We start from the raw sequence: 24,482 nt of genomic DNA, 5'->3' as shown, positions 1-24,482 counted from the left end.
TCTCCTCCTTCCGCCCGTGGGCGGCTCCTCCAATGGTCTAGCTTGGCAAGGCTATCGCCTTAAGTTGCGAGCAGGACGGCTTGCGCATTCGCGCGGCGGTACCCGGTCGAGAATAAAATCGACCAAGGTCGGCTCTCCGTCGACGACGTCCATTTCCTTGTATCGCGTGGTTTTGAGGCCGCGACACAGCGCACCGTTGAATTCCATGTTGATGCGCAGCGTTCGCAGTCCCGCGAGGTAGGCTCCCAGCGCCTCCGATGGGATCGTCTCGCCTTCCCAAGTCACGAAGGCCGGATCGCCACCTCTTCTCCCCGGCCAACGCTGCATCACGGCCTCCCGGTACCGCACCTTTTGCACCTCTGTCTCCTCGCCGCCGACGCGAGCGGTATCCAGGGAAGACAGGTCCATGCTCAGAATTTCGCGGTCCGTTAGTCCCTGTCGCCGAAGCCCCAGCAGGACCGCCTCCTGGCGCCGTTTGAAAGCCTTCATGCGAAAGGTTATGCGCAACGTCTCCACATCGTGGTCGCCGGAGAGTTCGTCGAAGATCAAGCTGAACGACTTACCCGCAGCAATGCCACGATTGATTTCTTCGGCGAACATGTGGTCGTGAAGCCGGATCGTATAGGCGGGCGCCCAGGTGAGTGCATCGAGCGCCTCGCGGATGCCATCGAGCATCAGGAAGGCGAAGTTCGGCGAGCACCAGTAGGTTGGCAGGCGGAAGTCCACCTCTACGCTACCCGATTGCAACACCTCGGCGCGCTCCACGAATCCCATTTCTGTCACGGGCTCGTCCAGCTCCGGATCGTTGACCTGCGCGAGGCGAGCCCATAGCTCGCCCCGCCGGTCCACGGTAAGGCTGACCGTGTCCATGACCCCTACTCCGCGGCGACGCTGGAGGGCGAGCCCGCAAACGCTGCCTTCCTGGCAGCGATGTCGATGTCATAGAGCCGCGCCGCATTCAGGCCGAGGATCTTTTCCTTGACTTCCGAGGTCAGCTCGACGCCGCGCTCACGCGCGATATCTTCCGGCAATTCAAACGCCCAGAACTTCTCGACCAGCCAGCGCGGCGTCCAGATCGCATAGTCCGAGCCGAAGAGGAGCTTGTCCGGGCCAAGCCAGAAGAGCAGTTCGGCAATCACTTCGGCGAAATAACGCGGTCGCGAATGAATGAACGGCAGTGCTACTGCCAGCCCGCCATAGACATTCGTCTCCTGGACCGCGATCCAGCAGAAATCGTCCAGCCGCGGCAGGCCGCAATGCTCGATAATCCAGTTGAGGTTCTGGAAATCCGTCGCCGCGTGGTCGACATCGTGAACGTCGAAGGCGTCCTTGCTGAGCGGGATGATCGTCGGACCCTTGTGGACATGGATATTCCGGATGCCGAGCTTCTCGCAAAACTCGAAGCACTTGTAGGCCTGCGGGTCCGTGAGCTTCCATCCCCTGGAGGCGCCATTCCATTCGGCCGTGTACATCTTCACGCCCTTGATGTCGTAAGTCTCCTTCATGAAATGGATGTATTCCAGAGCCTTCTCACCGTCGCGCGGATCGAAGGAACCGTTCACGATGAAACGGTCCGGGTAGCGCTTGGCCATCTCTACGTTGCGCTCAATGGTGTTGAAGCCGTCCTTGTAGAAGTCCTTGAGATACGTGGACTGCACGATGGCCACGTCGTCCGGACCCTCGATGAACAGGTCGCGATAGAGGTCGTCGGCGGTGTATTTCTCGAATTTCTCTTTCGGCCAGAGCTGGTCCTTGGGACTCAGCGCCGTGTGATAGGCGTAAAAACAGTCGACGAACTGCTTGCCATGGATGTTACGCTGGTTTTCGGGGCTGCCGTCCCAGAAATGGGTATGGCCGTCGACTACGAAAATTTCCTTGCCGTCCGGTGTCTTGTACATGATTTCCTCCTCAAAACAGGTGGTGGGTGACAGTGCGTCGCAATCAACGCACTGTCGGACTCCTCCTGGGTCAGATGTATTCGAAGACCTCGTCCATGTCGCCGAACAGGATCACCGTATTGTCGTCGATGCGAACCATCCGGCCGTAGTGGGTGGAAGTGTTCACCTCGAAGATCTCGGCCGTCATCTCCCGACCGAGAAACTCGCTGATCTCATCCATCTTGAAGATCAGTTTGCCGTCGCCGTCGATGCGGATCATCGCAGGCTGGTAGGTGACGGTTACGCCCGGCTTCTGGCCCATGAACTCGGCAATGGCTCGCGCCTCGACGGAATCATTCATGGTGACACCACACTGGTGCGAGATCGTCTGCTCGAATGTGATGTCCTTCATCGATTTAAAGATGTTGGAGTTCGAGGCATCGCGTGCTGCTGTCGACATATCCATTTCTCCTGTTTCAGGCATCAAGGCCGAGTTCACCGACGATCTGCCCGATCCGCTCCTGGGACTGCGCACGCACGTCCTGGAACGAGATCGGCTTGGAATGCGGCATCGACCAGATCGGCTGCAGCCCGAGAGCGGCTTTCTCGGCGAGCGCTCTGTGTTTGGCGAGCCAGCCTCGGAAGAGCTGCCGGTTGTGGGCGCCGTGCTTCTCGTCGTGGGCGAGCAGGTAGATGAGGTCGATCGTGTTCGCGAGATTGCGTTCGTAGTCCGCCTCGGCCGCTGAAATGACCGGCGGAGTGATGAAGTCGTGGTTGGCGGCGGCCGCCTGCATCAGAAAGCCGGAGCGGAAGAGCTCCCCAACCAGCGGTTCGAACACGATGTTGATGGCGAAATACTGCTCGAGATAGTCCGCCGAGCCCATAATGGTCTCGATCGCTTCGCGCGTGCCCTGCCAGGCACCATCCTCCAGCCAGGCCTGCTTGCCCAGGGTGTCGTCCCATCCGGGTATGTCCATGCCGATTTCGGCAAGATAGAGCGTGATGTCCTGGGCAAGCCGCAGTTTGTAGGAAGAGTTGGTCAGCGTGGCATTGTTGATCATCTGCGTATAGCCATAGCGCTGCGCCTGCATCAGCGATGTGCCGAGGCCGAATTCGGCGTGTTTCCAGGCACCGAGATGCACCTGCAGAATCTTCACCCACACCTTGTCGAAGGCCTTTGGCGCCCCGGACTTCCGGCCGTTGGCGATGACGCTCTGCACCATCGTCTCGATCTTCGACTGCCGCTGATAATGGGTGCGTTCCCACTCCTGGTCCGGCGCGCGGAAGGCGTGCCAGTTGGAGCTCAGCGCGGCGGTGTTGTCCTTGACGTAGGCGCCCTTGCCGTTCGGGAAATTGATGATCCAATCCTGGAGCAAATAGCGCTCGGGATCTGGCTGAACGTCAACGGTCACGTCCTCGTAGTGCGTGGCACGCTGACCGCGCGGATCGTAGTACCGGTACTTCCGGCTGTCGGAATCCACGAAAATCGCGGCACCCGCAGCTCCCGAACCGACGGAACTCGAAATTGCTGGCATGTTCTCACTCCCTTGTTGCAGTTGCTCTGAATGTCAGCCACGGGTACTCCTCAATGTCCCGTTGTGGCGCCGGACGACGTAGTGAACTTGTCAAAGAAAATGCGCTCCGACTCGAAGCCGTTCATGAACAGAACGGGCTGCAGCGCGTCGATCATCGGCGGAGGACCGCACGCATACACGTCGCCCTGACCGTCCACTCTCAACTCCTTGAGCGTGGCGTCGACGGCTTCATGCACAAAGCCCCGTGCGCCTTCCCAAGCGGCGTCACCGTTGGCATGCGACAGCACGGGAATGAAGTTCACGCTCGGATGACGCGTAGTAAGATCGGCGATCCGGTCGAGGTGAAAGAGGTCCTCGCGTGTCCGGGCTCCGTAAAAGAAATATACGGGCCGTTCTTCGCCGCTTTTCAGATGATCGTTGAGAATTGACCAGATCGGCGACATGCCGGACCCAGCCCCGACGAGCACCAGGGGTCCATCCCTCCCCTCCCGCCGGAAACAGGTCCCATAGGGCCCGACGATGCTGACCTCGGCTCCAACGCGGATTCCTCCGGAGTCGAGCTCTCCCGAGAACTTGCCTTCGGGGTATTTCTTGATGATGAAGGAGAGTTTTTCGGTTTGGTCCGGCGTATTTGCCATGGAGAACGAGCGCGTAATCGTCTCCCCTTTTTCCGTGGTGACTGTGATGTCGACATATTGACCGGCCCAGAACTTGATCGGCGCTTGGAGTTCGATCTCAATCCCGCGGATGTCGTGTGTCAGCCGCTCGATGTGAGAGATCCGGCCGCTGTACGCCTTGACGGCGATCGATTTGGAGAGGACTTCCTCGTCGTAGTTGAGCAGTTCGACTTCCATGTCAGAGTAGGCGAGCGTCCGACATAAAAGAATGTGACCAGTGTCTTTCTCCATGTCATTGAGCGCGAAGGTTGAATACCTCAGCATGTCGACCTCGCCCTCGAGCAGCACGCATTTGCAGGCTGAACACTGGCCTTCCTTGCAACCATGCGGCAAGGCGATGCCTTGGCGAAATGCCGCGTTCAGAACCGTCTCGCCCTTGTCGACCTCGAATTCCACGCCGACCGGCTCAAGGCGCACTGTGTGAGCATCACTCATGTTATTAGCCTCCCGGTAGTGAATACCTTCGCGCGTATCGGAGGCTTCTGGCCGAGCGCGCCCTTGTAGCCGGCTGTAACCTTCCTCCAGTCGTCAGTCGGCGGTTGTGCTCCGGTGACGGCGAATACAGGCGTGGCAACGGCCGCCCAAACCGCAATTGCGATGGGCAGGATGTATCGAGCGCGTGACATTTGAAGCCACCTAGTGTCGGGAGGGCCGACCGAAGTCGGCCCGCCTGGTCCTTAGTTGAATGGCCGGACCTGGAAGCCCGCCCTGTACTCGGCGAGATGCTTCTCGCGGGCGTCAGGAGTCATCTCACGCAGCAGCGTTAGCGGCGACTGCAGCGTGTGGCCCCGGACATCGTCGAGGGTCCACAATTCCTTGTCGTCGAAACGCAGATGCGGTTGCGGAACGAGCGTCTTGCCGTCGGAGCGAATGAAGTTGAGGTCCTTTATCGCGTCTGCAAGATCCCAACCGTGATAGAGCGTCTCCCACTCGCGCTTGCCGCTGAAGCGGCCCATCGCGGGGGTCGGGCGTCCCTGATACTCGTCGGAGAAGGCTTCCACCGCCGTCCAGCGGTCGAGTTCGTGGGCGAACGTGTGAAGCTGTCCGTCGATCACATCCGTGACGATGTCTTCGCGCACGACGCAAGGCACCAGGCTCGACCAGCAGCGATGCGGATAAACGTAGCCAACATCCTCGTTGAAGGTGATGATCTTCTCGCCGCGATGGCTCAGCTTGTCGTACCACTTCCAGAAGTCGCCGAACTGGGCGTACCAACCCGGATACTTGTGCTCGAACCATTCGAAATCCTGTTCGCGCTGGGCTTCAATGCGCCAGAAATTGACAGGCCAGCCGACTGCGAAGAACTGTGCGATCTTGTGGACGTAGAACTTCTCGGTGATGCGCTTCCAGGCTGTCTGGACGTCGTCGTGGTGGATCTTAATGCCGTACTTCTCAAGCGGCAGCATGTAGGTGCGGTAGTAATCCTCGAAGATCCAGCGATGCCACATCTCCGCGTAAGACTCCTTGGTCTTGTCACGGTTGGTGGTGCCGTATTCGATGAAGGTACCGATGGCGGCGTCGACGATCGCGTGGTTCTGCCAGAAGGCATAACGCATGTCGCGCTCGAGAAGCAGGTGGTTGTCCGGCTCCTTCAGCGCTGCCATAAGCAGCGAGTGGCCATTGCCGATATGACGGCTCTCGTCGGATTGCACCGAAAGGAAGACAGTCGGCAGGGCGTAGTCACCGTTGCGGGCGGCTTCTGACGGCATCGCGACGAAGAGGGTATTGGTGAAAGCGGTCTCGGCGACGACAGTGAGATACATACAGGCGGCCGTCATCGTGTCGCCGGTGATGAAACCTTCGCCGAACTGGCGGCCAATCGTCGTGGCGTAGCATTTGCCGAAGGCTTCCTCGGTTATGTCGAAGCCAGCCGGGTCAATGTAGTTCTCCATGTACCATTTCTTCAGGTTCATCTGAATCGTGGAATGGCGGAACTCGTCGACCATCTGCATGGTAAAGCCAGTTCTGAGATCCTCCCCCGGCGCAAGGCGCGCCACCATCGCCATGGAGCGGGCGGCGGAAATTTCCGGGAAAGGTATGATCGCCAGGAAGAGCTTCATCCACTCCACCCAGCGCGGCTCGACGTTACGGAACATGTCGCCGCGCAATGCCGCGTCGAGAGCGCCGTAGACGCGGTTGTCCTTTTCTTCCTGCATCGGGAAATAGGACCTGAGCACCTGCTTCATCGGATCACGCGGTGCCTTTGTGATCTTGTAGTCCGTCGGGAAAGTCATCGCTTCCTGGACATAGGTCGGGTTCCAGCCCAGATCGGAAATCTTCTTCGTTGCCTCGCCGACAGATATGCCGCGCTGCGAGGTAATCTTGTTGAGCGTCAAGGACGTCATCTTGCTAAGCCTCCACCATTTGCGCCCCAGACCCCCTTGGCCTGGGCGGAAGCGGCACACACTGCCGCGGTTGAGTTCAAGTCGGCAGGGTGCGCCTCCTCAGCGCTGCCGTCCGGCCGTCAGTGGATCGCGGCAAAGGTTTTCGGGGAGAAACACGGGTCTTCACCGGTGCGTCGCGCGGGTAGCCGTCTGACAATCGGCGTCTGTCCCTTTTTCCTCCGTTCCCTTCGTTCTTGTGGCACCGCATCGAGGCGGTGGGCTTCTTATACGAAAGGATGAAGCAAGGGTCGTGCCAAGTTTGAAGACTTCTAGATAACAGGAAGCATTGCCCCAATTCTGAGCGATATTGCAGAACAGGGCGTTCGAGCGTAAAGCTCGCCCGTTACAATTGTAATTTACAAATGTAAATCTTTACACTGAAACTCAATGCCCGGAGCTATACTTTTATATACATAAGCTTCGAAGTTGCAAAACTTCGCTATCCTCGCATACTTACTTTCCGGGGCGCGACTGAGGCGAACCGGGAGGCGAGGATGTCAAAAGACGAGAAAGACCCTAGCAGGCTAGAAGGCCGCGACAACGACGTCACCGGCGATCTGGTGCGGCTGATGCCCCGCGACCCTTTCAGATGCGGTTTCTCGGGGAAAGCCAATATCTGCTTCAGCGCCATTTCCAGACCTTCATGGAAGCCGAGATGGCTGCCTCGGGTTTGACGCGGGAAACGCATCCGATGATTCAGTCCTTCATTGACACCCACGCGGTCCTTCTGCGCGACTTCGTCTTCTCAGGAGTCTCTTTGTCCCACCAGTTTCCCCTCGAGGAGATCGAACGTCTGCTCGGGGATGGCGCAGAGCTCATGCGTGTCGATATCTGGGATCAGTTCAGGAGCCACATCGAAGCAGCCGAAAGACAGTTCCGCGCTCAGCTTCCCAGTTTGCCAGCGCAGCTTTCCGCGTGGGAAAAGCCGAAATCCGAGCCCGGGGCAAAGTGATGATGGTTGCTTCAGCGCTTGATTCCACGCGGCTGCCAGCCTTCGAGAATGGCCGCCGGATTCTGCCTGACCGCGCTGTGTGCATCCGCCATGAGAAGCGCTACCAAGTCGGCGCCGAGAGCATTGAGCGCGTCTTGGACCGCCAATGTCGCATCAGCACCGCCCGTGTCGATGGCGCGGTCGACAACAGAAAGACATGGATGGTCCCTTCCGAGCCGCGTCACCACGGCATCGCGCAGAGCCTGGAAGAACATCTTTCCAGCCGTCTCGAACATGTGCTCCACCTTCTTTCAGCGCAACCCTCTCGGATGTGTCCGAGCTAACGATAGGACGTTCCCTTGACGAAGCAAGGACAATTCAAGGCCGATCTGCTCCAGCGGCGGCTGACGCTTGTGAGCCAGGTCGCCGGGCTCAACACCGAAATCTTGAAGTTGACGCAGATGCTCGGCGGAACGGAGATGGAGGCTTTGCGCCTCGAGCTGGAAATCGGCCGCGAGGGCGCAGAACCACAATTGGTGCGGAACTTGCATGAGGTGGACGAGAGAGCAACGGCGATCCGGTCGCGGCAGAGGATGTACGAGGATCAGATCGCCAGCGCCGAGGAAGCCATCGCGGAAATCGATCGCCTGCTGGAGGAGAGCGCAGGCAGTTGAAGGAGGAGCGAGATGAACCAGCAGAGTGCCCGCAACCTGACAATGTTCGATCTGTTCGCGCGAAGCTGGCAACGATCGGCCGCGGTAATGGACCTGCGCTTCAACGCCGACGGTACCGCGGTCGCTTTCGCCGGCGCTGACGGCAGCTTGGCGATAGCACCGCTTGCCGACGCAGAATCGCCCGAGAAACGCATTCGTGTCAGCGCGGACCTCGGCCAGACGACGATCAGGCCGCGCAAGGCACCAGCGCCGCCGCTGACCGAGACCGCGCCCCTTGCCAAGGGCACGCCCCCGCTTGCCGCCGGGCCGACCGATCGTTTTATCGTCGCGAGCGGCGGGGAGGAACTGCTGAATATTGACGCCAGCGGCGAGATCGAAAACACCGGTATCCGGCTTGGCCGCCCCGTCACGGCGCTCGACCACCAGGCGGCGGATGGGATCACCGCCATAAGCGATGGCACGTTCCTCTATCTTTCCCGCGATCTCGGTCCATTGAACCGACTCGAGCCCGCCGCTGACGGGGGTATCGAAGCGATCGCGCTGTCACCCGACGGGCTGCGCATCGCGGCCTCCTCGGCAGACGGGTTGAGCCTGTGGCAAACGACCGGTACCAATCACGAATGCTTTCACCTTCCCGGCCGTGCGGTCTCAATCCGCTGGACAGCGGACAGCCGCTGGATAGCCTGCGCTCTCGGGAAGGGCGGCGTCGCGTTCGTCGATTCGGCGAGCAAGCGCACCGGAATACTGCCGGACTTTCCCGCCCCTGTGAAGTCGGTCTGCTGGAGCAGACCTGCCAATGCCGTTATCGCCTCTGGCGCATTCCGGATCGCGGCGTGGTCGATGGAGACTCCACCGCTCATCGACAACAGATCGGGCGCACTGACGACCGGACGAGCGGGTCATGTCGCCATCGAACAGGTGGCGGCGCATCCCCTGAAGAACCTGGTTGCCGCCAGCTATTCCGATGGCCAAATCGTCGTCGCTCGGATCGGCAGCGGCGACGAATTGCCGGTCCGCCATGCCGGAGGACCGGTCATGGCGCTCGAATGGTCGGCTGACGGACACCATCTCGCCATCGGAACGGCGGACGGCACTGCGGCAATTGTCACCTTCCCACCGCAAATCTTCAAGTCATGAGGAGGATATCATGCAGACCGAACAGACCCCTGAAGAAAAGAGCAAGGACGACTTTTTTGCACGCCTCGCCAGCCTTTCGGAAGAAATGATCGCTAAGCATGGCAAGGAGTTCAGCTTGGGCGCGCTGGTGCTGGCGGCACGCTGGATCGCGCAGGACCGCATCAACCAGAAACAGACGTCCTGAGTAACTGGCCTGCGCCTTGTGACAGGTGTCGCCAGGCGCGGGGCCGTTAGCCGAATTCGGATGCAGCATTCACCGTCCGCTCTCGTGCAGAAGACAGAGGGTTCGTAGTACTGAGGCGAAATTCGGCAGGTCCTCGTGCATTTGGGCCGCCTCCTCATGCAGGACAGAAATGAGCTTCGGCGTTGACAGACCCTCGGCCGCGGCCATCGCGTCAAGAACCTGCCAGAAGGCGGACTCCAGACAGATGCTCGTCGAATGACCCGCAATCCTCAGCGGCCGGCTGATTTTCCGGAAAGGCTGCGGGTCCCTCGCAGTAAGGGTTTTACACATGCTGTTCCCTTCGGTTTGTGGTAGCGAACGATCAATCCCTGCCCATGGCGGCCGGCGCCCGGACGTCAGGCGTGCAGGCCGAAGGCGGAGCGCTCTTCCGCCCGCACTATACGGCTCAAGGGATGAGCACGGCCCGTCCATGGATGCGACCGCTATTGAGATCCTGCAGCGCCCGGTTCGCGTCGGCGAGACGGTATTCGACCGTTGTCAATTCGACCAGTCCCCGATCCGCGAGCGCCATCAACTCCACCAGTTCAGCCCACGTGCCCACCAAGTTGCCGATGATGTTCTTCTCGGTGATCACCATGTCGACGGTCGGCACGCGGATGTCCTCGCCGTAGCCCACGACGTAGTAGCTGCCCATCGGGCGCGTCATGGCGAGTCCCTTAGTAGTCGTGCCTCTTTCGCCGACAAAGTCGATCACGGCTTCCGCGCCTTGCCCACCGGTCAGGGCCAGCACCGCCTCGACCTCATTGCCATCCGCCTTGACGAGCTTGTCAGCTCCGATCTTGCCCGCAAGCGCAAGGGAGTCATCAGATTTGTCGACGACGATGACATCGGCGGCGCACATCGCCTTCAGGCACTGGATACCAATGTGGCCGAGTCCGCCGGCGCCAATGACGACGCAGTTTTCGCCGGGCAAAAGATGACGCGTTGCCTTCTTAACCGCCCGATAGGCGGTCAATCCCGCGTCGGCATAGGGCGCTACCTCCTTCGGCGCGAGTGTCTTCGGCAGCGGCACAATATTGCGCTCCGACGTGCAAAGATATTCCGCGTAGCCGCCGTTGCAATCGAGACCCGGAAACTTGCCCGGTCCATGCATGTCGAACCCGCGTCTGCAGGCAAGGCAGGTTCCTCCGGAAATCTTCGGATGCACAATGACCGGATCGCCGACTTTGATGCCTTCCACGTCCTTGCCAACCGCCTCAACCCAGCCGGCGTTCTCATGCCCCATGATCAGGGGAAGGAGGTGGTCTCCATCAGGATCCATGTGGGGACGCCAGACGCCCTCGATGATGTGCAAGTCTGTCCGACACACACCTGCGCCACCAACACGGACAATGACATCCGTCGATTTATCGATCTTTGGATCGGGGACCTCCTGCAGCGAGACCCATTGTCCCGCGGTAAGGCTGTGGTCGTATCGGGTAAGCACTTGCGCTTTCATGAGAGCCTCCTCCTTGGCAAACCTAAGAACTGCCAACCGAAAGGAGCAACCTTCATGCCACTCTCTGAAGATTTGGAAAAACAACGACTTGCCCCCGTTTTTTCGCGTGTGGCGCGTTCATCAACTGAACAGTGCGAGCAGCGGACTGTTCAGTTTCTAGCTATTGCTGCGCTGCCGTAGTGGGCCAGGCGTTTCCAGAGGAGGACCATGGGAGCCATGCAACATCTTTCGGGATTGGAGCGGGCGCGAGCCGCTCTCGAACAGGGGAGAAGCTTTCCGGCCGGCGCAGTAGCGCCACTCGTCGCTGACAGCTGGCAACGGTGCCGCGAACTGGGGCTCGATCCGGCCGGGGTGCCGCGCGACGTCGTCGTTCCCTTCAGCGACGTGCGCCACCGACGCGATGTGAATGCCGTGTTGAGATCGCTGGCGCTCGCGGAAATGCAGCTCCTCCACACGCAGATCGCAGGTTCGAACTTCATGATCGCGCTTGCGGACGCGGAGGGCGTGGTGCTCGACACGATCAGCGACCCGCATTTTGCCGAAAGCTCGGTTGGACGCTCCATCATCCCTGGCAGCATGTGGAGGGAAAGCGAGCGCGGCACCAACGCGCTCGGCCTCGTCGCGCGAGAGCGCCAGCCGATCGCCGTGTATGGACGTGAGCACTATTTCAACTGCCATGGGCACCTGAGTTGCATGGCCGCGCCCATCCTTTGCACAAACGGTGAGGTCCTTGGACTGCTCGACGCCTCTTGCTCGAACGACGCACGTCAGCAGCATACACACGCGCTCGTACGGATGGCGGCCGCGCAGATCGAGAATGGGCTCATCTTCCGCGAGAACGCCGGCAGTTTCATCTTCGCCTTCCACCCGCGCGCGGAGTATCTTGACACCCTTTCCGCGGGACTTATTGCGGTTTCGAGCGACGGCACTGTCGCCTTGGTCAACCGGCCGGGCTTGGCACTCCTTGCCGGGTTGCCGACGGCGCAGGGCGTGCATTTCGACCGTCTCTTCGAGGCGGGCTTCGGCGCAGCTTTGGATGGGCTGCTGGGCGGTGGCATCATCCGCGTACGGGACCGGGCCGGTAGCGGTGTGTTCATGGTCTGCCGCCAAATCGGAGAGGGCATGGCGATGCGCCCCCTGACGCGGCCCGCTCCCTCCTTTCCGGCTCTCATCAGCGATCCCGAAAAGCCGGACTTCGTCTGCGAGGATCGGCTGCTCAAGCGCGCCATGGCCGAACTGGCAGATGCCACGGCACTGAGAATGCCGGTCCATATATGCGGAGACACTGGGACTGGCAAGGAGCTAATGGCGCGCCATCTGCACAGGTTGAGCCGGCGCAAGGGTGAATTCGTCGCTCTCAATTGCGGCGCCGTACCGGAGCAGTTGTTCATCGCCGAAATTTTCGGTCACGAGCGCGGCGCCTACACGAATGCACGCGACGACGGTGCGCCGGGGCTCGCGCGCGCCGCCGATGGCGGCACCCTGTTTCTTGACGAGGTGGCCGACATTCCACTTGCCTCCCAGACGGCACTTCTACGCTTTCTCGATTCGATGGAAGTGCGCCCCGTGGGCGGGCAGAAGGTCTACAAAGTCGACGTTCAGATCGTCTCGGCCACAAACCGGAGCCTGCACGATATGGTGAGGGGTCGCGCGTTCCGGGCCGATCTGCTTTACCGGCTCAACGCCATCACGATAAATCTTCCACCGCTGAGCGAGCGATCCGATTTCCCGCTCATCGTCGAGCATTTGATGAAGAAGCTGGCGCCTGGAACGGCAATCACGGACGCCGCTATTACCCGCCTCGCACAGCGATCTTGGCCTGGCAACATCCGCGAACTGAACGCAGCGCTCCAACTCGCGCTCATTCGACGGCATATGGACTATCTCGATGAGGATTCTTTCGATCATGGGGTTGAGGATGCCGTCACCGATTGCTGCAAGGGCTGTCTGAATAATACCTTCAGCAGGCGCCGATGCGCCGAAATCCGCGCGACTTATCGGCAGACCGGCAACAATGCGTCTGAGACTGCACGTTTGCTCGGGCTGTCTCGAACGACGGTCCACAAACACATCCGATGAAAGGATGGTTCCACAAGGCTTGAGTTCTCGCGATCTGCCGAGAGAAGCCGCACTCAGCGTACCAGAGATCGTCCCCGATCGCGTCGTCTAGCGAGCAAAGACCGATCCCCTGCAAAGCTCTTCGAAGTAGCCGATCGGTTTGGCTTCGAGACCATCACGCCCGTCATTGACCGACGACAGCGACTTCGAGGTAGAATTTACGATCAACAAGGAACGCGAAGAGCCCGATGGGGCTCGGCGAGGGATTCGGCCACCTCGCCGTTTCTGTGATGGACCTCGATGCCGAACATGCAGACTATCGCAGGCGGGTGTCGCTCGCAGGAAAACTATCGCGTTCCGAACGCGATCTGGCCTGTTCGCGCGCTTCTTCTTCATCACCGAGCCAAAATGGCTACGAGGTCGAAACCCTACACGGGCGCTTCAAATAATTTGCATCCACACGAGAAGACGGCCAGGGCACAAGCGCGCAGCGCCGCAATTTAGCTCGCAAGAATCGGTCCCTCCCGTGTGGCGATCACGGCAAGGTCCAGGTGCTGGGAAACACCTCGATGGACCAGAATAATGGGTGCACCACGCGCCGCGAGAATGGGCAGGGATTCCGAACATCTTTCACTCCGTCGACGCGTTGTCGGCTGGTGCGTCGTCGAATTGGGGCAACCTGAAACTGTCGCTGAACAGCTGGCCGAGGTCGAGCGTCGAGCGGACGCCAAGGTCGTCGAAATGCTGGTTGAGGAAGCGTTCGGCCCACTCCCGTCCACGCTCCTTGAGATAGAGCAGATAGCTCCATTCAGCCGCGAATTTGCTTGACGCGCTAAGGTGCTGAATCTCCTCGTGGGCATGGATCAGGTGAAGGTAGCTGTCACGATAACGCTCGGCTTCCAGCCCCTCCAACTTGATCAACTCGTGCAGGAGATGGATTGAACGCAATTCCTTCAGGAGCGCTGCATTGAAGGTCACTTCGTTCAGCCGGTTGATGATTGCTCGGCCGGTGGTCGGCAATTCCTCCCGGACAAGCGGGTTGACTTGGACGATCACGATGTCTCGGGTGGCGGGGTCGTCGAAGAGCGGATAGAGCGCGGGATTACCGATGTAGCCGCCATCCCAGTAGGCCTCACCGTCGATCTCGACCGCTTTGAACATGAACGGCAGGCAGGCGGACGCCATGACAGTTTCAACGGAGAGGTCGGGCTGCGTGAACACCTTGGCCCAGCCTGTGCGCACATTTGTAGCGGTGACGTATACCTTGAGCCTGCAGCACCGATTCACTGCGTCGAAGTCGACTGCGCCGGCAATCAGGTCGCGCAACGGATTGATGTCGAACGGGTTCAGTTCATAAGGAGAGAATTGCCGCGTAACCTGTTCAAACCAGAAGTAAGCTGGGGAGTGGTCGAGGCTGAAATTGTCGAACATGCGGTCCCATGGCGTGCGGTGCAGCGGAGACCAGCGCCCGGCGTCGCTCACTGCTTTCCAGAATGCTGCCAGCGCATCGCGTCCACCCTCCGCACCCGCCTTTTCTATGCCGTCCGCCAGCACGACGGCATTCATCGCACCGGCGCTCGTCCCGCTGATGCTGCAGATGTGGATGCGACCGTCTTCCAATAGCCGATCCAGCACCCCCCAAGTCAGAGCGCCGTGGGACCCGCCACCCTGAAGCGCCATATCGACCCGTTTTTGTGTCACTTGGTCGGGCATGAGATTGCCTCGGCTCTCGTGATATCGGTAACCTGAATTCAAGCCGTCTGCGTTTCCGCCAGATAGTCGTGAACAACTGTGCCGAGGCCTAGTGTCAGATCGGCGACGAAATGAGCGGCTGAAACGACCTCCAGAACCGGCAGTTCAGCAACGGGCGCCAGCGCGTGGGGCCGCAAGTCCAAGCCTGCGGGTCCACCCCATGCGCCCTTCAACATCACATCCTCCATCTTAAGGCGTACGAGTTCGCAAACTCGCAGGCTGCCATCTACATGCGGAATAATCTTCAATAGGAATGTCGGCTGGCACAGCGAGGCCAGCATCTCGGTGTGGTCGAGTGCCCAATGTTTAAAACCCATGGTCCCCGTTGCGATCCGGACCGGGCCGTAGTCGAGGGTGCCGACCAGCGTGTCCCTATGGACCTCCAATGCAGGATGCGCATATTTCTTCGGGAATCCCCACAACTCTCGGCCACCAAAAATTGGCGGTCCGTCGTCCAAATACATGGTATGCGAATAGCCGCCGATCATGCCGTTAAACCGTACGGGAATGACCTGACCGGACTCCACATAGCTCCCGAAACCCGCACAGTCGGGCATGCGAATGAACTCAAACTTTACCAAAGGATCATCGAATTCTAGCGGCTGAGGGACCACGCCGCGTAGCCGGTCGGGGTCCGTCCGGTAGGTGATGATAAGGTACTCGCGATTGACGAAGCGATATGGGCCCCTCGGGCAGGCGGGGCTTGTCAGCGGCATCGAATAGGCTTGGGCACGCACATCTTTGGACTTCAAGGCCTCTATCTCCTTGGCTGTGGGCTAATCTCCAACAAGGACACTCGCACAGCAAGGAGCATGCCAACGCGGTAATCAATTGTTTGGATAAGCTTTCAGGCTTCCCGCGACGGCCGCTCAGCTATCGGATCGGCATGATTTGTTTTCGTTTGTAAGAATCCCGTCACTGGCGCCATCGCCGACCGGCTAGCTTCTGAGATCAAGATGGACCTTCATTTCAGCTAACGATTTGACTGGCAGCTTGTAGTTACAATTGCATAAAACGGACCAGAAGCGCCGATCTCTCGGACTTCTTGATGCTTGGGATTTAGGGTCTTTCTCAATTTGTGTGGTTCATTCGCGGTTAGCGACGATGCCGCGCTGCGTAGGCATGCGAACGAACGCGAATTGGCCACCTGGTCCGGCGCAGGTGTTTGCTCCGATTGCGGACGGCGGACCCGAAATCGGGACGGCTGTTCAGCCGCAACATTCTGGTGTGCATATCGAATTACGACAAAACATCCACCGAGCCATTGCCAGCGGTTGCTGCTCCCTATGCGCCGGACAAAAAGGGTCATCGAGATTGTCGGTCTGCTCGGACACAGCGCCGGCGGGCGTCCTGCAGTCTGATGAAGCGTCTTGGCATGCCGGTCAGCGACGATACGATCCTGCGGCAATTCCAACGACATGCGCCACGCAACGGGCCAAGCTCGCCCCGGACGGTATCGATAACTGGAGTTGGCGCCCTGCTGGCGTTATATGGTCCATCATCGTGAGCTGGAAAACCGCGAGGTTGACCTGTCCCATGAAATCGGACTACGCGGCGTATACCCGCAGCTTCTCTAACCTGGAGCGGCTTCTTGCCAGTTGGCGGCGCACCAACAAGGCCGACAGCACGGTTGCTCGGCTGCGCCCAACTTCTCTGCGTGCCACCCGCAGCCTGGATCCAGCGGAGGGGCCAGGTAATCTCGTGTCATGGCTGCCGCCTTGTGCATCAAGTCGAGGTGAATACTCTCCGGAGACCAGGCTAGGAAGGTGACATCCTTGATGGTGAGTTCGACCTCGAATTCGCACTCATCATTGCTCATGTAGACGAGCGTGAAGGTGTCGAAGTCCGGTCGGTCGGCCACCTTGAGTTCGAAGGCCTTGTCATAGAAATCGATCGAAAGCGCTTCGTCGAGAACGCGAATCATCGAATGTATTGCCTTTGCCAACGTCGTGCCTCCCTTTATGAGGGGATGCTAGTTCGCGATCGAAACGCGTTGGTAGCAACGGATTACCGCAGGCAAAAAAGACCGTCAAAATGCGATAGCTGGGCGTGAACGGGGCGATCTCCCCCACGGCCGAGGTTTGACATCAACTACCGGCGAGCCATACTGGAATCACAAGAATAAAGGGAGGAACCATGTGCGAGATCTATGCGGGCCAGAACCCTGAGCGGTACCGCCCGATAAACCGTTCCGTCCACATTGGCGGCCATTCCACGAGTATCCAGCTCGAAGCGGCCTTCTGGGTGCTGATCGACGAGATTGCCGAGAAACAGGGCCTTTCGACTGCCCGGTTTCTATCGACCCTTTATGACGAAGCGTTGGAGCTGAACGCCTCGATTTCGAATTTCAGCTCGCTGCTTCGCACGAGCTGTCTGATCTACCTGATGAATGGCGACAATTCGCAGGCATTCCGGGTCGTCGCCGCCGAATAGGCTTCCCCATTTCTACCGCGACGCCTGTTCGCAATGGCTTCGTTCGTTCAGCACCAGCGCAACCGTTTCGAGCTCTGGCCGATATGCGGGTTGAAACAGTTGCACGGGTCGAGTTCGCGTTAGTGGGCCACCACGGCATCCTCGGCTTTGTAGAGATGACCGACATTGTGCTCGGGCGGCTAGCGCGCATTGCGCCGGTCCAGGAGTTCGATGATCTTCCGCTTCCAACCAGTCGACTCCCCGCTCGACGATATAATCCTGATGGAAGACGAAGAAGTGCCATAGTAGAGTTTTTTCAGGATCAGTTGCTCGATTTTGTCGGGGAGCGTTTCCATCCGATCGGTTTCATTCCTTGGCAATGCGATGTCCAGAGCGACGATACCCCTAGCCGTCGCGGTGTGGATTGCGCGGTAGCGCACGGCTGCCCCGGCCGTTGGGAAACGGTGAAGGAACGCGGCATGCCTCTTGCGGGGTGCATTCGAAGAAATCGCCGGCTTCGGAAGCGAAGAGGGCCGCAAGAAGGATCCACGTTTCGTCCACCACTGAACCTGCTACCTTGATCATCAGATAATGCTGGAACCGTGCGCGAAATTCCTTGAGCCGCAGAGCAAGGTGAGACGGAAAAAGACCGCTGAGAGCCTGCATGACCCGGTCACTCAAGTACGCCGGCAGGAATGAAAGCCGTTCCCCAGATGCATCGATCCGGCTCTTTATGGCAAAGCGCTTCGGCAGGCGTCCGGTCCCTAACACCCAAGATCAATACCAAGGTGATTGATAAGGCTAGCCCTCCGTCCGCATCAAATCGGGCGTAGAGCGCGAGCTCAGTGTAGGCGAGACCTCTTTGGACGAGGGATCCGCCGGAGTATCGCAGATGCCGCCAATTACGGAGGCGCAAGTCAGGATGATCCGATAAAATACGGCTCGCGTCCGAGCGGCTTCAGCGCCCATTCCAGTTCGTCCAGAGTCGTTTCAGGAAACGCGATAACCTGTCGACCCTCTGCCAGGAGATGAAATGACTTGATCCGCCTCGTGTTGATGATGACCACGTCGCGGCGTAGCGTCGAGCCTCCGGTCAGCCCGTGTTCGCCGCCTGAGCGATAACGGCGTTGCCGCCGTTCATGCAGGCCTCGAGCACTTTCCAAAACTGCGCAAGGTCCCCTGTAGGACAACTGCAATCGCCTTTCCATCGCCGAGGCGGTAGCCGCGTGTGAACCGCCGCATTCGCTCAAGAGAGGGGGCGTTCCATTTCATGTGGCAGTCATGTTGAAATGTCCGCGGTTGCGAAAAGGTGGAGGGACGGGAATGACAGTGAACTTCAGCGAGCTTCGGGATGCGTTCGAATTCGTGAGCTCCGGTGGAAGCGGCGAAAACACCGCCTATCTGTGCAAGGAGACAGGCAAGATCTACTGGGAGGACTGGTTGGATGACGTCGAGGAACTGCCAGACGATATCGAGGACAGCGCGAAATACATCACCATTCCGGACAAGAGAGAGCTCGATCTCGGCATGCCGCTGGTGCTGAGCTTCGCGCGCCGCCAACTGCCAGCTGATTACGATAAGGTTCGGCAGATTTTCAGTCGCGGGGGTGCCTATGGCCGCTTCAAGGACCTGTTGGAGCACCGGCACGCCTTGGATCGGTGGTACGACTTCGAGCAAAAAGCAACGGAAGAAGCGTTGAAGGCCTGGTGCGACGATAATGACATCGAGGTCAACTGACGCAGGCGCCGCCTCCCGCCCGACCCGCTGCGAGTTCGTCGAGCCCGACCGTTATCAGCTTCCTCGACGTCTGCTTAGGCGCCGACGGCCGCGAGTTCAATCGCTGGCTTGTCGATAACGGCAATGTCGATCGGTCACGGTGCAGCAAGGGCACCTATGCAGATGCGCAGGACGCTGCGCGATCAAAGGCTGCGGCGTCTGGCGCGGCAGGTATCAGTAGCCTTGCCAGGCGCCGCGCCGAACGTGCAAAGCGTCAGCCATCTTGCTGAACAGAGGCGCCATGCGGACGCACACTGCAGAAAGACGGCGACAGGTCGATGGACCACGAAATCGGCGGGCGGACGGGCGCGGTCATTGTAGTCAGCCACCAACTGCTGGCAACGGAAGTCGACGTCACATTCCAGCAGATCCAGAAATACGAAAAAGGGCATCAATCGCGTCTCCGCGGCGATGCTCGTGAAGATCTGCCAGGCCCTGAACGCCAGTCCCATGGAGATGATCGGCGCCTACTTCCCGCAGAAGCTGGTTGGATTGGCTACAGGAAAAAGCTCCTGAGCGGAGAAAACTGGCCGGAATACGGCGTGCGCTGCGGGACGGATAGTCAGCACGTCGCGAGCGCCCGCCATTGCGAGTGGCTGGGCCGGCAATTGCCGGCCCAGCGATCGCTCCTACCACCAGGCTGTGTAGAAGACGACAAGTCCCGCCGCGACCGCTTCGCGCGCCTTGGCGATGAAGGCGAGGTCATCGTCCAGTTCGCTGCCATCGGAGACGCCGAAGAAGAAACCTTCGGTGTGCGGCAGACGCCGATTGCGGATCGCAACCTCCAGGCGGTCGAGGTCCTCGGCCGAAAGCTGAAGATTGACGCAATTGAAATCCGCCTGGGTGCCGCCCTTTTCGCGATAAAGCGCTTCCATCCAGCCGTGCAGGTTCGGGTGCTTGCGCCAATAATGAAGCGCCACCGCATCGCCGACGTCGAAATCCACCGGCACGGCGGGCGATTGGCGAAGAGTGCAGGCGTACATGTCGAGTCCCATGATTTTCTCCTTTCGTTGCTCGGTCCCGAAGGACGCTGCGCGAAAGGCCGGACGGCCGCAGCCGCAGCCGTCATGGCCAACACGGGTGCGCCGGCATCATTGCCGGCGCAGGCTGGCGCGGGCGGGCCATTGACGGCGAGGCGTCGTCCGGCAGGAGTGCAAAAACCGAAGGGACGGCAGCGAAAGGGCGAGAGGGCCGACATCGTCCTGCGCAGACAGCAAGACCGCGCGCGGAATTCTGACCGTGGGCGGCTACAAGGCGATTTCTGAAGTTAACAATGCTCTCTCGTCGCGAAAGGCTGGCGCGAGAAGGCGTGAACGGCGCGACGCTGCGGAGCAAATTCGGCGAGCGCTGCCACTGGTTGGACCTGCAGAAGGACACCGCCGCCGGCAGGCGATCAAGGAGGCGCATCGGGGACTAGCCCGCCTGGTGATCGGTTCTTGCTGAGCGCCATCTACAACCGCAATGGCGCGGTCGAGGGAACGACACCTGCTCGATGCAGTCGCGCCGCTCGGCTACCTGGCGTATCCTCGAAACCGCCCGCGATCCCGGCTGAAATACGGCATCAGCCTGAGGCTGATGTTCCAGTCGAATGGGCCAGATGAGCGAGGCCTAGCGGCTGTGATGCAACGAGCAAATGGTTTGAATCGGCGTCATGATCTCGCTTGCCGCGATCAACGATCGGGAGACGGCCAACTATATCTCGAAACCTTGCGGCGACATGACGGTCGAGGTCGACCAGGCAAACCGCTCAACGGGGATAGAAGGATCGTCACAGTCGCGCCGAAGCAGCTCAGCCGCCGATTGCTGATCATGCCGCACGAGGTGCTGCGCATGCTCAGCGGCGAGCAGATCGTCTTCATGGCCGGCAATCCACCGCTCAGATGCGGACGCGCTGTCTGGTTCCGGCCCGCGGACATGAAGGCATGCCTAAAGCCCGATGCAGACTTCCGGGACAGCGCGGAGAAGCAGTGGAGCTTCTTGCTTAAGGCGCGTCATGGTCTTCGGGAATTCCTTCCTGCAGCCCGTCATGAACTTCGAGCAAAACGTTCGTGATCGCCTGACCCAGAGCATTGCCGGCTGCCCGGACGTCGTCTTCCGTGCCGTCACGCGCCCCCTTGGCGAGCTCAAAACGCTGTTCGCCGACAATTTGCTTGGCAATTTTCAATCGCCAAGCGGCCGAAATCGCCACGGCTTCCGACTTGAACCGTTTCTTCCGTGATGAAGCTTCGAACATGTTTCACGCGCCATACATCCTTGCCGCGGTAAATGCCAGTGCGTGAGTCTTGCCGCAAAGCGGAATACAGCCTTGTGATACACAAAGCATTCCCGAAGGCGCGCGCGACAAGGCAACAGCTTTCGAACAGATGCTTTAACCCGCCACCAAGTTGTGGAAATAGATGCGATTGTGCGGGCGGCGCGCCCGCGTCGCGTGACAAGGGATGAATCCGGTGAAAATGTTGCCGTGGGAGATAACGAGGACTCAATCATGACCACCACCAATGAAATCGCTGACAAGATCGCCGCCGACCATGGCCTGACGAAAGCTCAGGGCAAGACGATCGTTGAGGCGGTCTTCGCCGCTGTTGCTGCGGCGGCAACGGCAGGCGCCGAGACGGCTATTCCCGGATTCGGAAAATTCAAGGTCAAGGACACGCCGGAGCGCGATGCGCGTAATCCCGCAACCGGCGCGACGATCAAAGTGGCTGCCGCGAAGAAGTTGACCTTCCAGCCGGCGAAGGCGCTTAAGGACGCGATGAACAAGTAATCCGCGCCTGAGCGGAAGCGCCCGGTTCGACCGTCATCGAACCGGGCGACCTCGGTTTGGCGCACGTCGCTCGGATCGGCGAACAATCCGACGCGCTTGGCACAGATGCTGTGATCCCTGATGACGACGCCGCTTGCGAAAGAGCGGAGAATGGATTTGACGTCTGCGTTGTTCTCGAACTGGATGGGCTGCTTCTGGATATGGAACGGCTGCAGGCGGAAACAGGTCCAGAGATCCTTCGGGAATTCCGGTACGACCTCGCGCAAGACTTCTTCTACCGGCTTGCTGGCCTCGACCACAGCAAAGCAACGCGTCTCATCAATATTCAGAGTTGCGCTGACGCTCTCCATGTCCTGGGCCTTAGTCCAGGCGATGCTCTAGCGGCGGCATCAAGATTGCCATCAGTGTGATCGCGACCGCACAGCCGGAGACCGTTTGCGGACTCCGGTCGCATCGCGACGAGAGCTGTGCGCCTGAGCCATCTCGCTCAATCCGCCTGACGGCTCCGCACTCATCACGATCATGAATCGTTTGACGCAGACCGATTCATAAGTCTTGTTGGACGCCGACGACGAAATTTCCGACTCTGTCGGCATGATCGCGCAGCCGTATCAGCTCTATGTCGAACGAACGGATCCCTCGAGGAACATGGCCCGTTATTACGCCATGTCGATCGAGCCGACCTTGTTCGGCGATGCCTGTTTAACGCGGCGGTGGGGACGCATCGGCTCCACGGGCCAGCAGAAGACCCATCATTTCGACCGGGAAGAAGAAGCGGTCCGGCTGTTTCTCGATCTGCTCCGACAGAAAAGAAAGCGCGGTTATCTTCCGCGCACTTCGGTGCTGAGATGAACGAGGTGCGGCGGACACCCGGCCGGCAAAGCCTCCACTTAAAGGAGGCTCGGCAGTGATGGGCCGTCCTGGTCGGCCATGATGAGCTCGCGCTCGGCCAGCGCGAGCTCTAGCTCCGCGGGAATTTGGCGGCGCTCGTCCATGTCGCAAGCATTGTTCATCTCGGCCGAAGCTCTTCGACTTGCTGTTCGAGGGAAATCGTCATCGTCGTCTGCATGATTTTTGTGAAAGAGGGCGGCTCCGGTCATGGCGGACCGGAGGGGTGGGGAAGCGAGGAAGGCGACCGTCGGAGCCGGCGAGTAGGGAAACCGAAATGCGCCAGCATTTTGGGGTCTAACCGCTCGTCCTCGAGGCCTTCGGTCTGGGCGCCCGTTGGAGGATCTGAGCAGACCCACCCGGCTCCGTATGGCACCCGAAACGCGGGAGGCTCCGGCTTTCTCATGCGTGAAGAGGGAGCCCCGCCTTGCGGCGGCGCCCCTGGCGGGAACCTCAATCCCGGTTCGGCCGGGACCAGATCAGCTGCAGGCCTTCCTCGCCTTCCACCTCGATCAGTGTGGCGTAGATCGGCGCGGGGAAGCTCGGGTCGTCCAGCTTGACCGAGAGGTAGTCGCGACCCTCGTTGGAGACCTTCTGCCAGGCGGCTCCGAGTTCCACATTCGCCGCTGCGAAGATGCGGAAGTGCGGGCCCTTGTCGGAGGGGTTCTCGATGCGGACCAGCTTGACCTTGACATTGAGGTTGAGGGTTTTGATGACGCCGGAAAAGGAGCTGCCGTTTGAAGTGAAAGTGCCGATGGTAGCCATCTGTCGTCTCCGTGAGTTTCTCGGGCCGCGACCATCGCGACCTCGATGGTGGTGGATGGACCGGAGGCGGTCGGCCCGCACCCCGGAGGGGCCGAAACGGTAGTGTAGAGCAGCCAGGGCGAGACTTTCTTGGTCCGCGAGGAATGGTGGCGAAGCCAGCAGGGGAAGAAAGTCGCGAACGGCTGTTGAGGGCTTGAGAACGAGGCGGAGCAAAGCGAAGGCGGCCTTCGGTCAGACCAGCCACATCGAAGACGCGAGGTGCGCGCCCTTCCGTGAAACACCGGGCCAGACGAAAAGGCGGCCTCCCGTCGGCATGATGATCGCAACCTCGGTAACGGTCAGGCACCATCAAACTCGGCTGCCCCCGTCATCTGTGATCGCATAACGACAAACATCCTCAGTCGGGAAACGGACCCAACCGCCTCCTCATATCGAAAGACGACGGGCCGACCGCTGAAACTCCAGGAGCCGCGCGGCTGCAATCAAGAAGGAACGGCCGCTCCACGATCATGAAATATATCCATTAAGGGCTAGGCGCCGGCACTGGCCGCCTTGGTGTGGTTCGGCCCCAAGGTTGTCGGCCGAACATGGGTCGGCCGCAAGGCGGCGGCTTCGCCCCGCTGCGCAGCGCTTAGGTGCTGAAGTCAACGATCCTTGCCTGGTGGACGATCACACGCCACACATCCCATCGCATTCGTTCGGCCACAGGTCGAGCTGGCCGCGTTCGGCCGCTGTCGAAAAGTCGACTTCATCAAGGGGAACGCCGGATCGATCTAGAAAGAGCTCGCCGCGGGTACTGCGCAGGCACGTGCGGATCGCCCGGTCAACCGCGACAGCATCGGACCATGCCTCGGCGTCATTGTCCCCGCATGGATTGCCAAAGGCTGTTGGCGTGGAAGGGACAGCGGATGCAGGCGCTTTTGGGCGGATCGGGGTGGCCGTGGCTCCTGAGCCCGTCGAGGCAATCCTCCCAGCTCATCCGCCTCTCGATGAGAGGAAACCGGTTGACCTGCCGGGCCTCACGACTCGGCTTCGTCCGCAGAACTCGTCCATGGAAAGCCAAGCCATTGCGTGACGACGGGATGCGACGGAGCGCCGGCCGGTGAGGCCGCCAGTTCCTGCACCTTGCGCCGCATCTGCTCGATCGTGGCGGTTTGCACTGCGTTCGGA

Annotated in this window: 28 protein-coding genes and 3 pseudogenes; 12 read left to right on the top strand and 19 right to left on the bottom strand. The window is 59.9% G+C overall.

Going from position 1 to position 24,482, the window contains the following annotated elements:
- Positions 1-51: 51 nt before the first annotated feature.
- The 6 genes from QN224_RS29050 to QN224_RS29025 all read right to left on the bottom strand — a co-directional run bounded on the left by QN224_RS29050 (position 52) and on the right by QN224_RS29025 (position 6,434).
- On the bottom strand, positions 52-870 hold the full coding sequence (locus QN224_RS29050; protein ID WP_283979486.1) for an iron-sulfur cluster assembly protein: 819 nt from the start codon (positions 868-870) through the stop codon (positions 52-54).
- 5 nt (positions 871-875) lie between these two features.
- Complete coding sequence (locus tag QN224_RS29045) at positions 876-1,898, bottom strand: amidohydrolase family protein (RefSeq protein WP_283979485.1); 1,023 nt, start codon at positions 1,896-1,898, stop codon at positions 876-878.
- A 70-nt stretch (positions 1,899-1,968) separates the two neighbouring features.
- Positions 1,969-2,337, bottom strand: coding sequence for an MmoB/DmpM family protein (locus QN224_RS29040; RefSeq protein WP_283979484.1), 369 nt, complete (start codon positions 2,335-2,337; stop codon positions 1,969-1,971).
- 16 nt (positions 2,338-2,353) lie between these two features.
- On the bottom strand, positions 2,354-3,412 hold the full coding sequence (locus QN224_RS29035) for an aromatic/alkene monooxygenase hydroxylase subunit beta (RefSeq protein ID WP_283979483.1): 1,059 nt from the start codon (positions 3,410-3,412) through the stop codon (positions 2,354-2,356).
- Between the two features lie 50 nt (positions 3,413-3,462).
- Positions 3,463-4,524, bottom strand: a complete 1,062-nt coding sequence (locus QN224_RS29030; protein WP_283979482.1) for a 2Fe-2S iron-sulfur cluster binding domain-containing protein — start codon at positions 4,522-4,524, stop codon at positions 3,463-3,465.
- Between the two features lie 242 nt (positions 4,525-4,766).
- A complete protein-coding gene (locus tag QN224_RS29025) occupies positions 4,767-6,434 on the bottom strand; it encodes an aromatic/alkene/methane monooxygenase hydroxylase/oxygenase subunit alpha (RefSeq protein ID WP_283979481.1) in 1,668 nt (555 codons plus the stop codon).
- 628 nt (positions 6,435-7,062) lie between these two features.
- Between QN224_RS29025 and QN224_RS29020 the strand changes: the two genes are divergently transcribed.
- Positions 7,063-7,425 carry a hypothetical protein gene (locus QN224_RS29020; protein WP_283979480.1) on the top strand — a complete coding sequence of 121 codons (363 nt, stop codon included), beginning with the start codon at positions 7,063-7,065 and terminating at the stop codon, positions 7,423-7,425.
- 11 nt (positions 7,426-7,436) lie between these two features.
- Here the strand turns inward: QN224_RS29020 and QN224_RS29015 are convergent, their stop codons facing one another.
- Complete coding sequence (locus QN224_RS29015) at positions 7,437-7,700, bottom strand: hypothetical protein (RefSeq protein WP_283979479.1); 264 nt, start codon at positions 7,698-7,700, stop codon at positions 7,437-7,439.
- A gap of 63 nt (positions 7,701-7,763) precedes the next feature.
- On the opposite strand from QN224_RS29015, the gene QN224_RS29010 reads away from it, so the two are divergent.
- Genes QN224_RS29010 through QN224_RS29000 form a run of 3 tightly spaced genes read left to right on the top strand, consistent with a single transcriptional unit; the run spans position 7,764 to position 9,399 of the window.
- Positions 7,764-8,078, top strand: a complete 315-nt coding sequence (locus tag QN224_RS29010) for a hypothetical protein (protein WP_283979478.1) — start codon at positions 7,764-7,766, stop codon at positions 8,076-8,078.
- 12 nt (positions 8,079-8,090) lie between these two features.
- Complete coding sequence (locus QN224_RS29005; RefSeq protein WP_283979477.1) at positions 8,091-9,215, top strand: hypothetical protein; 1,125 nt, start codon at positions 8,091-8,093, stop codon at positions 9,213-9,215.
- A 10-nt stretch (positions 9,216-9,225) separates the two neighbouring features.
- Positions 9,226-9,399: a hypothetical protein gene (locus QN224_RS29000; RefSeq protein ID WP_283979476.1), complete on the top strand. Its 174-nt coding sequence runs from the start codon at positions 9,226-9,228 to the stop codon at positions 9,397-9,399.
- Between the two features lie 69 nt (positions 9,400-9,468).
- Here QN224_RS29000 and QN224_RS28995 read toward each other — a convergent pair whose 3' ends face one another.
- Positions 9,469-9,729, bottom strand: coding sequence for a ribbon-helix-helix domain-containing protein (locus tag QN224_RS28995; RefSeq protein WP_283979475.1), 261 nt, complete (start codon positions 9,727-9,729; stop codon positions 9,469-9,471).
- Between the two features lie 115 nt (positions 9,730-9,844).
- Complete coding sequence (locus QN224_RS28990) at positions 9,845-10,897, bottom strand: NAD(P)-dependent alcohol dehydrogenase (RefSeq protein WP_283979474.1); 1,053 nt, start codon at positions 10,895-10,897, stop codon at positions 9,845-9,847.
- A gap of 216 nt (positions 10,898-11,113) precedes the next feature.
- On the opposite strand from QN224_RS28990, the gene QN224_RS28985 reads away from it, so the two are divergent.
- Both QN224_RS28985 and QN224_RS28980 read left to right on the top strand, forming a co-directional pair.
- On the top strand, positions 11,114-12,976 hold the full coding sequence (locus QN224_RS28985; protein ID WP_283979473.1) for a sigma-54-dependent Fis family transcriptional regulator: 1,863 nt from the start codon (positions 11,114-11,116) through the stop codon (positions 12,974-12,976).
- Positions 12,977-13,203: 227 nt separating this feature from the next.
- Complete coding sequence (locus QN224_RS28980; protein ID WP_283979472.1) at positions 13,204-13,404, top strand: hypothetical protein; 201 nt, start codon at positions 13,204-13,206, stop codon at positions 13,402-13,404.
- 181 nt (positions 13,405-13,585) lie between these two features.
- Here the strand turns inward: QN224_RS28980 and QN224_RS28975 are convergent, their stop codons facing one another.
- From QN224_RS28975 to QN224_RS28965, 3 genes are all read right to left on the bottom strand, one after another.
- Positions 13,586-14,668, bottom strand: a complete 1,083-nt coding sequence (locus QN224_RS28975) for a patatin-like phospholipase family protein (protein ID WP_283979471.1) — start codon at positions 14,666-14,668, stop codon at positions 13,586-13,588.
- Positions 14,669-14,706: 38 nt separating this feature from the next.
- Positions 14,707-15,459 (bottom strand): acetoacetate decarboxylase, encoded by a 753-nt coding sequence (locus tag QN224_RS28970; RefSeq protein WP_283979470.1) that lies wholly within the window; start codon positions 15,457-15,459, stop codon positions 14,707-14,709.
- Between the two features lie 821 nt (positions 15,460-16,280).
- Positions 16,281-16,652, bottom strand: coding sequence for a hypothetical protein (locus tag QN224_RS28965; protein ID WP_283979469.1), 372 nt, complete (start codon positions 16,650-16,652; stop codon positions 16,281-16,283).
- 191 nt (positions 16,653-16,843) lie between these two features.
- Here QN224_RS28965 and QN224_RS28960 point away from each other — a divergent pair, with 191 nt between their 5' ends.
- On the top strand, positions 16,844-17,140 hold the full coding sequence (locus tag QN224_RS28960; protein ID WP_283979468.1) for a ribbon-helix-helix domain-containing protein: 297 nt from the start codon (positions 16,844-16,846) through the stop codon (positions 17,138-17,140).
- 179 nt (positions 17,141-17,319) lie between these two features.
- Here the strand turns inward: QN224_RS28960 and QN224_RS34120 are convergent.
- A pseudogene (locus tag QN224_RS34120) lies at positions 17,320-17,890 on the bottom strand (hypothetical protein).
- Positions 17,891-18,442: 552 nt separating this feature from the next.
- Here QN224_RS34120 and QN224_RS28950 point away from each other — a divergent pair.
- Positions 18,443-18,856: a hypothetical protein gene (locus tag QN224_RS28950; RefSeq protein ID WP_283979466.1), complete on the top strand. Its 414-nt coding sequence runs from the start codon at positions 18,443-18,445 to the stop codon at positions 18,854-18,856.
- Between the two features lie 182 nt (positions 18,857-19,038).
- On the opposite strand, the gene QN224_RS28945 is transcribed toward QN224_RS28950, so the two are convergent.
- Together QN224_RS28945 and QN224_RS28940 are read right to left on the bottom strand one after the other, a co-directional pair.
- Entirely contained in the window at positions 19,039-19,347 is a 309-nt protein-coding gene (locus tag QN224_RS28945; protein ID WP_283979465.1) for a hypothetical protein, read from the bottom strand.
- Positions 19,348-19,524: 177 nt separating this feature from the next.
- Positions 19,525-19,890, bottom strand: a complete 366-nt coding sequence (locus tag QN224_RS28940) for a phosphoglycerate kinase (protein WP_283979464.1) — start codon at positions 19,888-19,890, stop codon at positions 19,525-19,527.
- A 397-nt stretch (positions 19,891-20,287) separates the two neighbouring features.
- Between QN224_RS28940 and QN224_RS28935 the strand changes: the two are divergent.
- Positions 20,288-20,947 (top strand): annotated as a pseudogene (locus QN224_RS28935) (type IV secretory system conjugative DNA transfer family protein); the annotation flags it as partial.
- On the opposite strand, the pseudogene QN224_RS28930 reads toward QN224_RS28935, so the two are convergent.
- Positions 20,877-21,114 (bottom strand): annotated as a pseudogene (locus QN224_RS28930) (hypothetical protein). The pseudogenes QN224_RS28935 and QN224_RS28930 sit on opposite strands and share 71 nt — an antisense overlap.
- Positions 21,115-21,380: 266 nt before the next feature.
- Here QN224_RS28930 and QN224_RS28925 point away from each other — a divergent pair.
- The 3 genes from QN224_RS28925 (at position 21,381) to QN224_RS28915 (ending at position 22,511) form a co-directional block, all read left to right on the top strand.
- Positions 21,381-21,659 carry an HU family DNA-binding protein gene (locus QN224_RS28925; protein ID WP_283979463.1) on the top strand — a complete coding sequence of 93 codons (279 nt, stop codon included), beginning with the start codon at positions 21,381-21,383 and terminating at the stop codon, positions 21,657-21,659.
- Positions 21,660-21,715: 56 nt separating this feature from the next.
- Positions 21,716-22,069 carry a hypothetical protein gene (locus QN224_RS28920; protein WP_283979462.1) on the top strand — a complete coding sequence of 118 codons (354 nt, stop codon included), beginning with the start codon at positions 21,716-21,718 and terminating at the stop codon, positions 22,067-22,069.
- 148 nt (positions 22,070-22,217) lie between these two features.
- Positions 22,218-22,511, top strand: a complete 294-nt coding sequence (locus QN224_RS28915) for a WGR domain-containing protein (protein ID WP_283979506.1) — start codon at positions 22,218-22,220, stop codon at positions 22,509-22,511.
- Between the two features lie 38 nt (positions 22,512-22,549).
- Here the strand turns inward: QN224_RS28915 and QN224_RS28910 are convergent, their stop codons facing one another.
- From QN224_RS28910 to QN224_RS28900, 3 genes are all read right to left on the bottom strand, one after another.
- Entirely contained in the window at positions 22,550-22,672 is a 123-nt protein-coding gene (locus QN224_RS28910; protein ID WP_283979461.1) for a hypothetical protein, read from the bottom strand.
- Positions 22,673-23,000: 328 nt separating this feature from the next.
- Complete coding sequence (locus QN224_RS28905; protein WP_283979460.1) at positions 23,001-23,312, bottom strand: DUF736 domain-containing protein; 312 nt, start codon at positions 23,310-23,312, stop codon at positions 23,001-23,003.
- 1,019 nt (positions 23,313-24,331) lie between these two features.
- Positions 24,332-24,472, bottom strand: a complete 141-nt coding sequence (locus QN224_RS28900; RefSeq protein WP_283979459.1) for a hypothetical protein — start codon at positions 24,470-24,472, stop codon at positions 24,332-24,334.
- Positions 24,473-24,482 lie beyond the last annotated feature (10 nt).

Origin of the sequence: Sinorhizobium sp. 7-81, assembly GCF_030124405.1 — a bacterium.
In the GTDB taxonomy this organism is placed as follows: domain Bacteria; phylum Pseudomonadota; class Alphaproteobacteria; order Rhizobiales; family Rhizobiaceae; genus Sinorhizobium; species Sinorhizobium psoraleae.
This window is presented reverse-complemented; position numbering and strand designations above follow the sequence as displayed.